The organism is Stenotrophomonas sp. LC732 (assembly GCF_052446685.1).
GTDB classification, from domain to species: domain Bacteria; phylum Pseudomonadota; class Gammaproteobacteria; order Xanthomonadales; family Xanthomonadaceae; genus Stenotrophomonas; species Stenotrophomonas muris.
Map to the genome: position 1 here is coordinate 1320892 of NZ_CP199214.1, position 14125 is coordinate 1335016.

14 protein-coding genes are annotated in these 14125 nt (G+C 67.4%); 7 read left to right on the forward strand and 7 right to left on the reverse strand.

From position 1 onward, the window contains the following. The first annotated feature begins 43 nt into the window (after nt 1-43). The 4 genes from ACT6SE_RS06330 (at nt 44) to ACT6SE_RS06345 (ending at nt 4396) form a co-directional block, all read left to right on the forward strand. Nucleotides 44-1180 (forward strand): ABC transporter ATP-binding protein, encoded by a 1137-nt coding sequence (locus ACT6SE_RS06330; RefSeq protein ID WP_014646566.1) that lies wholly within the window; start codon nt 44-46, stop codon nt 1178-1180. After that, entirely contained in the window at nt 1177-2109 is a 933-nt protein-coding gene (locus tag ACT6SE_RS06335; RefSeq protein WP_014646567.1) for an ABC transporter permease subunit, read from the forward strand. Before ACT6SE_RS06330 ends, ACT6SE_RS06335 begins: the two co-directional genes overlap by 4 nt. Next, on the forward strand, nt 2106-2948 hold the full coding sequence (locus tag ACT6SE_RS06340) for an ABC transporter permease subunit (RefSeq protein WP_005415928.1): 843 nt from the start codon (nt 2106-2108) through the stop codon (nt 2946-2948). Before ACT6SE_RS06335 ends, ACT6SE_RS06340 begins: the two co-directional genes overlap by 4 nt. Nucleotides 2949-3031: 83 nt before the next feature. Further along, entirely contained in the window at nt 3032-4396 is a 1365-nt protein-coding gene (locus tag ACT6SE_RS06345) for an NAD-dependent succinate-semialdehyde dehydrogenase (RefSeq protein ID WP_014646568.1), read from the forward strand. A 166-nt stretch (nt 4397-4562) separates the two neighbouring features. Here the strand turns inward: ACT6SE_RS06345 and ACT6SE_RS06350 are convergent, their stop codons facing one another. The 7 genes from ACT6SE_RS06350 to ACT6SE_RS06380 all read right to left on the reverse strand — a co-directional run bounded on the left by ACT6SE_RS06350 (nt 4563) and on the right by ACT6SE_RS06380 (nt 10559). Continuing rightward, complete coding sequence (locus ACT6SE_RS06350) at nt 4563-5585, reverse strand: magnesium and cobalt transport protein CorA (protein WP_014646569.1); 1023 nt, start codon at nt 5583-5585, stop codon at nt 4563-4565. Nucleotides 5586-5591: 6 nt separating this feature from the next. Beyond that, a complete protein-coding gene (locus tag ACT6SE_RS06355) occupies nt 5592-6851 on the reverse strand; it encodes a lipoprotein N-acyltransferase Lnb domain-containing protein (RefSeq protein ID WP_046429793.1) in 1260 nt (419 codons plus the stop codon). Continuing rightward, on the reverse strand, nt 6848-7729 hold the full coding sequence (locus ACT6SE_RS06360) for an HlyC/CorC family transporter (protein WP_014036584.1): 882 nt from the start codon (nt 7727-7729) through the stop codon (nt 6848-6850). The genes ACT6SE_RS06355 and ACT6SE_RS06360 overlap by 4 nt, the downstream gene beginning before the upstream one ends. A 64-nt stretch (nt 7730-7793) precedes the next feature. Next, nucleotides 7794-8360 (reverse strand): hypothetical protein, encoded by a 567-nt coding sequence (locus ACT6SE_RS06365; RefSeq protein WP_014646571.1) that lies wholly within the window; start codon nt 8358-8360, stop codon nt 7794-7796. 77 nt (nt 8361-8437) lie between these two features. Further along, nucleotides 8438-9013, reverse strand: a complete 576-nt coding sequence (locus ACT6SE_RS06370) for a hypothetical protein (protein WP_235319589.1) — start codon at nt 9011-9013, stop codon at nt 8438-8440. A 77-nt stretch (nt 9014-9090) separates the two neighbouring features. Beyond that, nucleotides 9091-9576: an rRNA maturation RNase YbeY gene (gene ybeY, locus ACT6SE_RS06375; protein WP_014036587.1), complete on the reverse strand. Its 486-nt coding sequence runs from the start codon at nt 9574-9576 to the stop codon at nt 9091-9093. Then, nucleotides 9573-10559 carry a PhoH family protein gene (locus ACT6SE_RS06380; protein WP_032960924.1) on the reverse strand — a complete coding sequence of 329 codons (987 nt, stop codon included), beginning with the start codon at nt 10557-10559 and terminating at the stop codon, nt 9573-9575. The genes ybeY and ACT6SE_RS06380 overlap by 4 nt, the downstream gene beginning before the upstream one ends. A gap of 524 nt (nt 10560-11083) precedes the next feature. On the opposite strand from ACT6SE_RS06380, the gene ACT6SE_RS06385 reads away from it, so the two are divergent. From ACT6SE_RS06385 to ACT6SE_RS06395, 3 genes are read left to right on the forward strand one after another with little or no spacing between them, the layout of a single operon-like run. Beyond that, a complete protein-coding gene (locus ACT6SE_RS06385; RefSeq protein ID WP_046429797.1) occupies nt 11084-12040 on the forward strand; it encodes an HlyD family secretion protein in 957 nt (318 codons plus the stop codon). Between the two features lie 20 nt (nt 12041-12060). Next, nucleotides 12061-12984 carry an ABC transporter ATP-binding protein gene (locus tag ACT6SE_RS06390; RefSeq protein WP_046429798.1) on the forward strand — a complete coding sequence of 308 codons (924 nt, stop codon included), beginning with the start codon at nt 12061-12063 and terminating at the stop codon, nt 12982-12984. Further along, nucleotides 12981-14093 (forward strand): ABC transporter permease, encoded by a 1113-nt coding sequence (locus ACT6SE_RS06395; protein ID WP_032960915.1) that lies wholly within the window; start codon nt 12981-12983, stop codon nt 14091-14093. Before ACT6SE_RS06390 ends, ACT6SE_RS06395 begins: the two co-directional genes overlap by 4 nt. The last annotated feature ends 32 nt before the right edge of the window (nt 14094-14125 follow it).

The following is a 14125-nucleotide window of genomic DNA, read 5'->3' on the forward strand; positions in this document are numbered from 1 at the left end:
TTAGAATGGCGGCCGCTGTCCACCGCCCGCTCCCGGAGCCCCCATGCCCGTTGAAGCCCAGCCGGTAGCCGCCGTCGTCGACACGACCGGTGCGCCCGGCTATCTCTCCATTCGTGATTTGCGCAAGGAATTCGACGGTTTCGTCGCCGTCGACGACGTCAATCTGGACGTGCGCAAGGGCGAGATCTTTGCCCTGCTCGGAGGCTCCGGCAGCGGCAAATCGACCCTGCTGCGCTGCCTGGGCGGCTTCGAGACGCCCACCAAGGGCAGCATCACCGTCGATGGCCAGCGCCTGGACGCGCTGCCGCCGTACCAGCGGCCGGTCAACATGATGTTCCAGTCCTATGCGCTGTTCCCGCACATGACGGTCGAACAGAACATTGCCTTCGGCCTGAAGCAGGATGGCCTGGGCAAGGACGCGATCAGCAAGCGCGTCGGCGAGATGCTCGACCTGGTGCAGATGGGCCACCTGGGCAAGCGCAAGCCGCACCAGCTGTCCGGTGGCCAGCAGCAGCGCGTGGCGCTGGCGCGGTCGCTGGCCAAGGGGCCGAAGCTGCTGCTGCTGGACGAGCCGATGGGCGCGCTGGACAAGAAGCTGCGCTCGCAGATGCAGCTGGAACTGGTCAGCATCATCGAGTCGTCGGGCGTGACCTGCGTGATGGTCACCCACGACCAGGAAGAAGCGATGACCATGGCCACCCGCATCGCGGTGATGGATGCCGGCTGGATCCAGCAGGTCGGCAAGCCGGACGAGGTCTACGAGCAGCCGGCCAACCGCTTCGTCGCCGAGTTCATCGGTTCGGTCAACCTGTTTGACGGGGTGATCGACGAGGACCTGCCCGAGTACGTGACCGTGCGCTCGCCGCTGTTCCCGGCACCGATCTACATCGCCCATGGCATCACCTGTTACGAAGGGCAGCCGGTCGCATTCGCGCTGCGCCCGGAAAAGGTGATGATCGGCAAGGACGAGCCGGAAGGGCACACCAACAAAGCGCAGGGCGTGATCGAGGACATCGCCTATTTCGGCAGCCATTCGGTCTACCACGTGCGGCTGCCCAGCGGCGCCAAGGTGCTGGCCAACTTCGCCAACTCGCAGCGCTGGGCCAGCGACGGCCTGACCTGGGGTGACAGCGTGTGGGTGCACTGGCGCGACAACGACGGCGTGGTGCTGACCTCATGAGCGTCGCCGGCCTGAAGCGCTGGCTGCCGGGGCTGCGTGCCACGGTGATCGGCATTCCGTACCTGTGGCTGCTGCTGTTCTTCGCAGTGCCGTTCCTGATCGTGCTGATGATCAGCTTCTCGCTCAGCCGGGTCGGCTCGCCGCCGTATACCTGGCTGCTGCAGTACGCCGACGGCGGCTTCTCGCTGAAGCTGAACCTGGAGAACTACCTGGCGCTGTTCCGCGATTCGATCTATGCGCAGGCGTTCCTGAGCTCGATCAAGATCGCGGCGATCTCCACCTTCTTCACCCTGCTGATCGGCTATCCGATGGCCTATGCCATCGCGCGCCTGTCGCCGGCCGCACGCAATGTGGCGATGATGCTGGTGGTGCTGCCGTCGTGGACCTCGTTCCTGATCCGCGTGTATGCGTGGAAGGCAATCCTGGACCGCAATGGCCTGCTCGACCAGTTCCTGCAGTTCACCGGCCTGCAGACGCTGATGACGTCGATGGGGCTGCCGAAACTGCAGCTGATCGATACGCCGACCGCCGCCTATATCGGCATCGTCTACTGCTACCTGCCGTTCATGGTGCTGCCGCTGTACGCCAACCTGGTCAAGCATGACCACCGCCTGCTGGAAGCGGCCTACGACCTCGGCGCCAAGCCGTGGCAGGCGTTCCTGCGCATCACGTTGCCGCTGTCGAAGGCCGGCATCATCGCAGGCTGCATGCTGGTGATGATCCCGGCGGTGGGTGAGTTCGTGATCCCGGAAATGCTCGGTGGTTCGGAGACGCTGATGGTCGGCCGCCAGCTGTGGAACGAGTTCTTCAACAACCGCAACTGGCCGGGCGCTTCGGCGATGGCGGTGGCGATGATCCTGTTGCTGCTGGTGCCGATCCTGCTGTTCAACCGTTCCCAGCAGCGCCTGCTGGAAGGGAAGCAGGCATGAGCCCGCGTACCGCCAAGGGCCTGGGGCTGGGCGTGCTGCTGCTCGGCTTCGCCTTCCTGTACCTGCCGATCCTGTTGTTGATGTTCTACTCGTTCAACAGCTCGCGGCTGGCGATGGTCTGGGCCGGGTTCTCCACCCGCGCCTACAGCGACCTGTTCGCCGACCGCGCGCTGATGGACGCGATGTGGACCAGCCTGGTGGTGGCGTTCTGGACCGCCTGTACCGCCACCGTGCTGGGTACGCTGGCGGCGATGGTGATGACCCGCTTCAAGCGATTCCGTGGCAAGCCACTGTTCGGCGCGCTGGTGACCGCGCCGCTGGTGATGCCGGACGTGATCCTGGGCTTCTCGCTGATGGCGCTGCTGGCATCGATGGGCGCGATTCCCGGCTTCCCGGCGCGTGGCCTGGCCACCATCTGGATCGCGCACGTGACCTTCACCCTCTGCTTCGTCACCGTGGTGGTGTCCTCGCGCCTGCAGGAAATGGACCTGTCGCTGGAAGAAGCGGCGATGGACCTGGGCGCCAGCCGGTTGACCGTGTTCACCCGCATCACCCTGCCCATCATCGCGCCGGCGCTGGTGGCGGGTTGGCTGCTGGCCTTCACCCTGTCGCTGGATGACGTGGTGGTGGCCAGCTTCGTGGCCACGCCGGGCTCGACCACGCTGCCGATGAAGGTGTTCGCTTCGGTGCGCATGGGCATCAGTCCGAAGATCAACGCGTTGGCCACATTGCTGGTGTCGGCGGTGTCGATCGCTGCGGTGATCGGCTGGTACATCAACGCCCGCGCCGAGAAGCGGCGCCAGCGCGACCTGCAGCTGGCGCGGCAGGACAACGGCTGAGTACACGGCCTGTCGACAGCGCCGGCAACACCCGGCTCACGGACAGCGGCGCACAATGGGGGTCTTCCAGATGGAGATCCCCCATGACCGTCGAGATCATCGACCCGGCCACCGGCCAGGTGACCTACCGCCATGAACTGATGGGCGCTGCTGACATCGAGCAGCGCCTGCAGGCCGCCGCCGATGCCTTCCCCGGCTGGGCCGATCGCTCGCTGCAGGATCGCGGCGCCGTCCTTCGCCAGATCGCCGCGCAGCTGCGCACGCGTCGCGACGACCTGCAGCAGGCGATGACCCATGAGATGGGCAAGCTCAAGGCCGAGGCGCTGGCCGAGGTCGACAAGTGCGCTGCCGCCTGCGAGTACTACGCCGACCACGCGGCCGACTATCTCAAGCCGCAGCTGATCGATACCGAAGCCCAGCGCAGCTACGTGCGTTACGAGCCGATCGGCTGCGTGTTCGCGGTGATGCCATGGAATTTCCCGGTCTGGCAGGTGTTCCGTTTCCTGGCCCCGGCGTTCATGGCTGGCAACGTGGCCCTGCTCAAGCACGCCAGCAACGTGCCGCAGTGCGCCGACCTGATCCTGACGGTGTGTCGTGACGGAGGCCTGCCTGAGGGCGTGTTCGACGTGCTGCACATCGACAACGACCAGGCTGCCGAGGTGCTGCGCGACGCACGGGTGAAGGCGGTGACGCTGACCGGCAGCGAACGGGCAGGGCGCTCGATCGCGTCCACTGCAGGCAGCCAGCTGAAGAAGTCGGTGATGGAGCTGGGTGGCAGCGATGCCTTCGTGGTACTCGACGATGCCGACCTCGACAAGGCCGTGGCGGCGGCGGTGAAGTCGCGTTTCGACAACAGCGGGCAGACCTGCATTGCGGCCAAGCGCTTCATCGTGGTCGATGCGGTGGCCGATGACTTCACCCGACGCTTCGTTGAAGCCGCGGGCCAGCGCCAGTATGGCGATCCCAGTGAGCGTGGCACCACGCTGGCGCCGATGGCCCGTGCCGATCTGCGCGACGAACTGCACAAGCAGGTGCAGGCCAGCGTCGCCAAGGGCGCGCGCGTTCTGGTCGGCGGCGAGCCCATTGCCGGCACCCATGCGGGCTATCCGGCGACCGTGCTCGATCAGGTCGGCCCAGGCATGCCTGCCTACGACGAGGAGCTGTTCGGGCCGGTGGCTGCGGTGATCCGGGTCAAGGATGAGGCCGAGGCGCTGCGCGTGGCCAACGACACCCGCTTCGGCCTGGGCGGCAGCGTGTGGACGCGCGACCCGGTGCGCGGCGAAGCCTTCGCGCAGCGCATGGAATGCGGCGCCGCGTTCGTCAACGCCATCGTCAAGAGCGACGCTCGGCTGCCGTTCGGTGGCAGCAAGCAGTCCGGCTTCGGCCGGGAGCTGGCCGACCACGGCATCCACGAGTTCATGAACATCAAGACCGTCTACGTGGCTTGATGCCGAAGGGTAGTGCCGGCCGCTGGCCGGCATTGCCCTGGTTGCCGGCCAGCGGCCGGCACTACCAGAAGCGGGGCATGTGCCACGACCAACGGTCGCGGCCTACCGTATTGCTGGGTATCGACGCCCCCGTGCATGGTGGGTATCGACCGTTGGTCGATTCGCGCTACAGCCACTTCGCGCGCTTGAACAACCGGTACAGGCCCACGCACACACCGCCCACGCCGACAATCATCAGCGGATACGACCACGGCTGGCTCAGCTCGGGCATGTGGCTGAAGTTCATGCCGTACCAGCTGGTGATCAGCGTCGGCGCTGCCAGCAGTGCGGCCCATGCACCCAGGCGCTTGACCGTCTCGCCCTGCGCCAGCGTCACCAGCGACAGGTTCACGCTCAGTGCGGTGCCCAGCATCTCGCGCAGGGTGTCGATCACATCGCTGATGCGTACCGCGTGGTCATGCACGTCGCGCACGTAGAGCTTCACTTCATCGGGAATCAGGTCACCCTGGTAGCGGCGCAGCTGCGCCAGCACATCCTGCAGCGGTGCCACCGCCATCCGCATCTTGTTCAGTTCGCGCTTGAGCTCGTAAAGCCGTACCACCGTGCTGCGCTTGTAGCTGTCGGCAAAGATGTCCTTTTCCAGCAGGTCCAGGGTGTCGCGGAAGCGGTGCACGATCGGCAGGTAGTTGTCGACCACGAAGTCGGTCACCGCGTACAGGCAGTACGACGGGCCCATCTTCAGCAGCTGCGGTTCACGCTCGACCCGTGCACGCACCGGGGCGTAGGACAGCGAGGCGCCGTGGCGCACCGTCACCAGGAAACGCGGGCCGAGGAAGGCGTGGGTTTCGCCGTACTGGATGCGTTCGTCCACCATCTGCGCGGTGGTCACCACCACGAACAGCGAATTGCCGTAGGTCTCGACCTTGGGTCGCTGGTGCGCATTGCGCGCGTCCTCGATGGCCAGGTCGTGCAGGCAGAACTCTTCCTGCAGTTTCAGCAGCACATCGTCGTTGGGGTCGTACAGGCCGACCCAGACGAAGCCGTTGCCACTGGCAATGACATCGCTGATGGCATCCAGGCTGATGTCGTGGCGTTTGCCGTCGTCATCGTAGTGGACGCAGTTGATGACGCAGGCGGGATTGGCCGAGGCAGGGGCGGAAGCGGAGGCGGGCAATGACATGCCCGCCATCGTGCGTCAGTGCCGTGTTTCGGACAAGTGAGGACGGCGCCCCAGTACCCATGCCAGCGCGACGTGGACGGGCAGCAGAAGCACGATCCACTGCACGTTGTACTGCGCCTGCAGGCTCAGCCAGTGCAGCACCAGCGCCGCCACGGCCTGCACCGCCAGCAGCCACAGCACGACCCTGAACATGCGGCCCGGCGCGCGCCGGCGCAGCAGCGCGATCGCGCCTGGCAGCAACAGCACGGCCAGTGGCGAAAGCAGCAGCAGGTTGCGGTTGGCCCAGGCGGCGTAGTGGGTGCTGAAGCCCCACAGGAACACCAGCAGGCTGCCGGCGATGGCACACAGCAGCCAGAACGGCAGGGCCAGCCCGGCAAGCAGGCGCGGCCGGCTGCGCAGCGCCAGTATGCCGGCGGCGATCACCAGGCCACACAGCAGCCACGGCCACCAGCGGCGCGCGAACTCCTTCGGCTCCGGGTCGATGCGGTGCGGCAGCAGTTCCTGTTCGGACTGCACCAGCGGCCGGCCGTCGCTGTTGCGTGCCTGGCGCAGTGCATCGGCCAAGCGCATCGGCACGAAGGCTTCCTGCCAGCGCGACAGCGGCTGGTCGGCGAACGGACCGAGGCCGACATCGAAGCCCAGCCACATCCACGGTGCCGGCGAGGCCAGGCGCACCGACTCGCTGCGATAGGTGTTGCCGCGCGAACGCCCCGACAGCTGCGACTGCAGGCCGCCATCCAGCGCCTTGTCCACCGTGTCGCGCACCATCGTGGCGCAATTGGCGGTGTAGTAGTCGTAGTGGTAGCGCGCGTTTTCCGGCTTGGCGCGCTCGGCCAGGTCAGCGGCCAGGGCGCGTGCCTGATCGGGGCGCAGGTCCAGCCACTGCACGCTGGCGCCGCGGCCGGTCTCGTCGTAGTACGACAGGTCCTGCTGCAGCGGCAGCGCCACCAGGTAGTACATCATGTCGCCGCGCACGAAGCGGCTGATGAAATCGTCCTCGGACGGATCGAAGTAGCCGAAGTTGTACGAGGTCGCTTCGCCACTGAGCGGATCGATCACGACGATGGCGTCATGGCCGAAGCGCTCGAAGAACACGGTGCCCGGCTGCATGGTCACCACCCCGATGCGCGGGGCGGGAGCCTCGGCGCTGGTGGCGGGTGCAGCAGGAGCGGGTGCCGCCGGCTGCGCGAAGGCGGCCAGCGGCAGGGCCGTGGCCAGCACGCACAGTGCCAGCCACAGCCTCAGGCGCAGTGCCAGGAGGGCGCCGCGCTTCAAGCGTCGTCCTGCGCGTCCGGCGGCAGCACGGTCACGTGGAAGGCCTGGACCCGGCGCGCATCGGCGCGGGCCACGCGGAACATGAAGCGGTCCAGCGCCAGCTCGTCACCGACTTCCGGCAGGTGGCCCACGGCCTCGGTGACCAGGCCACCGATGGTGTCGTAGTCCTCGTCGGAGAAGGTAGCGCCGAAGCGTTCGTTGAAGTCGCCGATCGGGGTCAGCGCGTCGACCACGTACTGGCCGTCGGACTGGATGGCGATCTGCGCCGACGGATCCTCGGCCTCGTCATGCTCGTCGTCGATCTCGCCGACGATCTGTTCCAGCACGTCCTCGATGGTGACCAGGCCGGCGACACCGCCGTACTCGTCGACCACGATGGCCATGTGGTTGCGTGACAGGCGGAATTCCTTCAGCAGCACGTTGAGCTTCTTCGCCTCCGGGATCAGCACTGCCGGGCGCAGCAGCTCGCGCACGTTGGCCGGGCCGTTGTCGGCGACCACGCCGCGCAGCAGGTCCTTGGCCAGCAGGATGCCAAGGATGTCGTCCTTGTTCTCGCCGTGCACCGGGAAGCGCGAATGGCCGGATTCGACCACCTGCTTCATCAGTTCCAGGAAGGGCGCTTCGACCGGCAGCGAAACCATCTGCGAGCGCGAGATCATCACGTCGCCCACGGTCAACTCGGCCACCGAAATGGCGCCTTCCATCATCTTCAGGGTATCGGCGGCGATCAGGCCCTCTTCCTGCGCGGTGTGCAGGACAGCGACCAGCTCGTCGCGGGTATGGGGTTCGCCGGAGAAGGCGGAGGTCAGGCGTTCAAGCCAGCCGCGCTTCTTTTCACTGGGCTCCTGTGCGGAGCTACTACTGTCGTCTTCTGACATCTCTGGAAAAAGGGCACCCGGCAAGCCGGGCGTTGGCCCAAGTCTAGCAGGATGTGGCGGCCTGTCAGTGACCGTCGCTGCCCGGTCCGGTGATCGGCGGCGGGGCCAGTTCAGGCCGGGCGGGGGCTTCTTCCTCGGGCAGGTCCAGGCTGTAGGTGCAGCCGGCCAGGGTTTTGCCGGGATGGGAGGCCACGGTGGAGACGCTGAGGATGATCGACTCGATCCGGGCCTCGCCGGTCTTCGGATCGGTCACGTCGCGGCTGACCAGCTCGCGGCCGGCCATGAACTTGCCGTCCTGGTCGTAGCCGGTCTCCAGCCCCAGCTGCCTGGCCAGCGGCCGCGGATCGGCCTGGTCGAGGATCGCCATGACGCTGGACCCGGCCACGGCGACCCGTTCGGTGCGGGCGCCGAACACGCTGATCGGCTGGGCCAGCCGGTACTCGCTCATGAACTGGTTGCCCTGCGGCAGCGGCTGCAGGCCGTGGGCGACGGCTTTCAGCGGATCAGCCAGCAGGGGCGCCAACGCGGCCTGCTCGGCCACGCCCTGGCGGCATTCAATCAGGGCCGGCAGGTCCAGGGCAGCGGCCGGGGCGGACACGGCGAGCAGCAGGGGCAGGGCAATACGCAGCACGGGCACGGGATCCGCAACGGAAGGCAGGCCGGTGATCGTACCGGTCCCGGCCAGCCATCGCGAGCGCCCCAAGGCAATCAGGGCGGATGCCTGCGCGTGGGCGCTGGGTACCAGCGCAGCCTGACCGGGTAGCCCAGTTGCACTTGCAAGTGGTCGCGCACGGCCGCCGCCGTCGCGCGGTTGGCTGGGGTATCCCGCAGCTCAACCTCCAGTTCCCCGGTCGTGACATCCAGGCTATAGCCGAACAGGTCGGGCAGCTGGGCCAGCAGCCAGTCCCGCTGTGCGTGCAGGCGGCGCTGCATCTCCGCTTCGGTCATCGCGGCGCCGGTGATGTAGCGCACGCGTTGCGGGCCATCCGCCCCTGGATGTGTCTCATCGGCCGCGGGTGCTGGGCCAGTCAGTCGAACGACGACGTTCCAACCTGCCGCGTTGTCCACCCAGATTCCGGCGAGGCGTGCCGCGTGGCGCGCTTTCAAACGTTCCATCAATGCGTGCTGCTGCGCCTCGGCGACCGCCTGGCGCGCCGTCTGTTGGCTGACGTCAAAGAACGCCTGCACCTCGGCGACCTTGGCGGCAATGTCGGCGGCGCTGTCGCTGGCCGGGAACGGCGACGGTCGTTCCCGGCCGGGGTCGATGCCCGGGGCAGTGGTCACCTGCAGAAGAGCGGCGATGAGTGCGGGCAGCAGCGCGATGGGCGCGTCCTCCGTGAAGATCCCGGTGTGCGTGGGCCTCAGCGCTCGCCGGCGTAGGGGTCGGCGATGCCGAGCTCGGCCAGGATCTCGCGCTCCAGCTGTTCCATGGCGTCGGCTTCCTTGTCGTCCTCGTGGTCCCAGCCGAGCAGGTGCAGCACGCCGTGCACGGTCAGGTGTGCGTAGTGGGCGTTGAGCGCCTTGCCCTGTTCATCGGCCTCGCGGGCCACCACCGGTGCGCAGATCACCAGGTCGCCCAGCAGCGGAAACTTCACGCCCTTGGGCAGCCCTTCGGGCACTTCGGCCGGGAAGCTGAGCACGTTGGTCGCGTAATCCTTGCCGCGATAATGGCGGTTCAGTGACTGCCCTTCCTTGGCATCGACCACGCGGATGGCCAGGTCGGCCTCGCGGATGCGGCCTTTCAGCGCAGCAGCCACCCACTTGCGGAAGCTGACCGCCGCCGGCAGGCCGGTGCGCGGCAGGGCATAACTGACGGCGACGTCCAGTCGCACGGGACCACGGGTCATGGAGTAGCTCCAGGTTGGATCTGATGCAGGTCACGGCGATCGTAGGCGCTGACGATGCGCGCCACCAGCGGGTGGCGGACCACGTCGCGCGACTCGAAGAAGGTGAAGCTGACGCCCTCGACCTCGCGCAGCACGTCGATGGCATCGCGCAGGCCGGACTTCACGTGCTTGGGGAGATCGGTCTGGGTCAGGTCGCCGGTGACCACGGCGGTGGAACCGTAGCCGAGGCGGGTCAGGAACATCTTCATCTGCTCGATGGTGGTGTTCTGTGCTTCGTCCAGGATCACGAAGGCATCGTTGAGCGTGCGGCCACGCATGTAGGCCAGCGGCGCGATTTCGATGACGTTCTTTTCCAGCAGCTTGACCACCTTCTCCACGCCCATCATCTCGTAGAGGGCGTCGTACAGCGGTCGCAGGTAGGGGTCGACCTTCTGGCTCAGGTCACCGGGCAGGAAGCCCAGCTTCTCGCCGGCCTCCACCGCCGGGCGCACCAGGATCAGGCGCTGCACCCGTGATTCGTTCAGCGCTTCGACCGCGCTGGCCACGGCAAGGAAGGTCTTGCCGGTGCCGGCCGGGCCGATGCCGAAGTTGATGTCATGCGTGGCGATCTGGTGCAGGTAGCGGCCCTGGTTGGCACCGCGACCGCGCACCGTGCCGCGCTTGACCTTGATCGCCACCTCCTGCGCTTCGTAGGAGCGTTCGGCGATCTGCTCGACGTTGGCCTGCGCCAGGCGCAGGTGGATGGCGTGGTTGTCGAAGGTGGTTTCGCCGGCTTCGGCGTACAGCGCTTCAACCAGCTTCTGCGCCTCGACGATGGCTTCGTTGGGCCCGCTGATGCGGAACACGAAACCGCGGTTGGCGATCTCCACGCCGAGCTTCAGCTCGATCTGGCGCAGGTGCCCATCGAAGGGGCCGCACAGGTTGGCCAGCCGCTCGGTGTCTTCCGGCGACAGGGTGAAGTCTCGATGTTCGATGCTTTTCATTGCCTTGGGTGGGGCGGAAGCCTTCCACCGCAGTGTATTCAGGGAGGACAAGGGTAGCGCGCGCAGCGGGCGCGCGGCCAGCACGGGGTCGATACATGCTTTTCCACACCCGGTGTGGACGGGGGCTGCGGAAACCTGTGGATAGACCTCTACAGTGCTTGTGCCACAAGCGTCATGAGGGGGTGGTGAAAAAATCGTCACGGACCCGGGCGTGCCGGCACCCGCAGGACGGGCGGACCGGGAGGGAGGGCACGTCGCAGCGCGTGGCCGAGAACTTCCCGGGCACGCCGGCGTTCTTCGTGATCGCAGCGCAGGTTCCGCTGCCAGGCGAGCAACAGGATCCCGTGTTGCCGGTTTTCCACACCGGTTGTGGAATGATGCCGAATCAACCTGTGGATAGGTGGCGCGGAGCCTTGCAGCCAAAGGCTCGCCAACGCGTGGTGAAAAAACCGTCAGGGCTGATCGGAATCATAGAGGGTGCACGGGGCGGATGGCACCGTGGCGCCGTCGCAGGAGGGGATGGCATGGGCATCGGCAATGGGATGCGTGGAATCGGATTGGTGGGTATCGGCCTGCTGGCCGGGTGTGGGCAGGCGCCGCCTGCAGCGCTCGGCACGCTGGAGTGGGACCGGATCACGGTGCCGGCGCCGGCGGCCGAAGTGATCGCCACGGTGGAGGTGCGCGAGGGGCAGCAGGTCAAGGCCGGAGCAGTGCTGATGCAGCTCGACCCCGCCCGCGGCGACGCGCAGTTCGCCGCGGCGCAGGCCGACACGGTGCGCGCGCAGGCCCAGTTGGAAGAACTGAAGATCGGCCCGCGCCAGGAACAGATCGCGCAGGCCCAGGCGCAGCTGGCCGCGTTGCGCGCGCAGTCCGCTGAAGCCACGGCCTACTACCGTCGGGTGCAACCGCTGGCACGCCAGCGCCTGATCGCCGCCGCCGAGCTGGACCGTGCACGGGCGGCTGCCGGCAATGCCGAGGCCAGCGTGCGGGCCGCCGAGCAGGTTTGGCTGGAGCGGGTGCACGGCAGTCGCGCGCAGGACATCGCCCAGGGCCAGGCGGCCGCCGACGCCGCACAGGCGCAGCAGGTGGTGCAGGGCGTCAACCTGCAGAAGCTGCAGCTGCGCGCACCGCGCGATGGCGTGGTCGATGCCTTGCCCTACCGGCAGGGTGACCAGGCACCGATCGGGGCGCCGCTGGCGGTGATGCTGGTTGGCGAGCGCCCCTATGCACGCGTCTACCTGCCGCAGCCGCTGCGCCTGCAGGTCAAGGTCGGGCAGGCCGCGCAGATACAGCTGGAAGGCGGCAGCACCGTGCTGAAGGGGCACGTGCGCTCAATCCGCAGCGAGCCCTCGTTCACCCCGTACTACGCACTGACCGGTGATGACGTCGAGCGCCTGAGCTATCTGGCCGAGATCGAAGTGGACACGGCCACCGACATGCAGAAGCTTCCGGCCGGACTGCCGGTGCAGGTGCGCTTCTGAACACCGGCGACGACATCGCGGTGCATGCGCAGGGCTTGACCCGCCGCTTCGGCGATCTTCTGGCTGTGGACAATGTCGACCTGACCGTGCCGCGCGGGCAGGTGTACGGCTTCCTGGGGCCGAATGGATCCGGAAAGTCGACCACCATCCGCATGCTGTGCGGCCTGCTGGAGCCGAGCGCTGGGCAGATCCAGGTGCTGGGGCTGGCGGTTCCCGAGCAGGCCGAAGCACTGCGCCGGCGCATCGGCTACATGACCCAGCGCTTCTCGTTGTATGAGGACCTGTCGGTGCGCGAGAACCTGGAATTCCTCGCCGCCATCCAGGATCTGCCACGCGCGCAGGCCCGGCGGCGGGTCGACGAGCTGCTGCAGCAGTACCGTCTGCTGGACCGGCAGCCGCAGCTGGCCGGAACCCTCAGCGGTGGCCAGAAGCAGCGCCTCGCCCTGGCCGGCGCCGTCGTGCACGCGCCCGAGCTGCTGTTCCTGGACGAGCCGACCAGCGCGGTCGATCCGGAATCGCGCCGTGATTTCTGGGAAGCCCTGTTTGAACTTGCCGACGCCGGTACCACCGTGCTGGTGTCGACCCACTACATGGACGAGGCCGAGCGCTGCCACCGGATGGCAATCCTGGATCGTGGTGCACTGGTTGCCGATGGCACGCCGGCTGAGCTGTGCGCACGATTGGACGGCCGCACGTTGCAGGTCACGCCGTCGCAGCCGCGGCAGGCCAGCCGCGCACTGTCTGAGCTGCCCGGTGTGCTGAGCGTGGCGCAGATCGGCACCCAGCTGCGCGTGCTGTGCAATGAGGGCGCAGCGGACGTCGCAGTGCTGGCCCGTGCACTTGCCAACGCTGACCCGCAGGCCCGTATCGAGACGGTGGCGCCGAACCTGGAAGATGTGTTCGTGGCCGCCACCCGTGGCCGCGGCCGGGAGCCGGCGGCATGAACCTGCGCCGGCTGTGGGCGATCATGCTCAAGGAGCTGCGGCAGCTGCGCCGCGACCGCATCACGCTGGCGATGATCGTTGGCATTCCGGTGATGCAGCTGTTGCTGTTCGGCTATGCGATCAACCTCAACCTGCGTCATCTCGATGCGGGTGTCGCCGATCAGGCCAACAGCGCCGCTTCGCGCGCGCTGGTGCAGGACATGGTGGCCACCGGCGTGATCACGCCGCGCAGCGAAGCCTACACGCCTGCCCAGCTGATGCAGGCGCTGCGCCGTGGCGAGATCAGTGTCGGCATCGTGGTGCCGGCCGACTTCGAGCGTCGCCGCTTCGATGGACGCGAGGCGGTGCAGGTGCTGGTCGATGGCAGTGACACCGTGGTGCAGAGCGCGGCGATCCAGCTGGCGCAGGTGCCGCTGGACACGCGCCCGACCAGCAACACCCGTCCCCTGCGCGAAGGCAGCATCGCCAGTGGTCCGGTCAGCGTGACCAGCTTCTACAACCCGCAGCGGCGCTCGGCGGTGAACATCGTACCGGGCCTGATCGGGGTGATCCTGACCATGACCCTGGTGATGTTCACGGCGGTAGCGGTGGTGCGCGAACGCGAGCGCGGCAACATGGAACTGCTGATCGCCACGCCGGTGTCGCGCAGCGAGCTGATGGTCGGCAAGGTGCTGCCCTATGCGGCCATCGGCCTGCTGCAGACCACGCTGGTGCTGGTGCTGGGCACCTGGCTGTTCCAGGTGCCCATTCGCGGCAGCCTGCTGGACATCTATCTGGCCGCGGTGCTGCTGGTGCTGGCCAACCTGGCGCTGGGCCTGCTGATCTCCACGCGTGCGCGCTCGCAGTTCCAGGCGATGCAGATGACGCTGTTCCTGTTCCTGCCGTCGATCCTGCTGTCGGGCTTCATGTTCCCGTTCGCAGGCATGCCGCGGCCGGTGCAGTGGCTGGCCGAGGTGCTGCCGCTGACCCACTTCCTGCGCCTGGTGCGCGGCATCATGCTGCGCGGCGCCTCATTGTGGGAGCTGTGGCACGACGCGCTGGCGCTGCTGGCCTTCATCGTGGTGATGATGACCCTGGCCATCCTGCGTTTCCGCAAGCGCCTGGATTGAAGGCAGGGGGTCGGATCCCCGCAGGGGCTCCG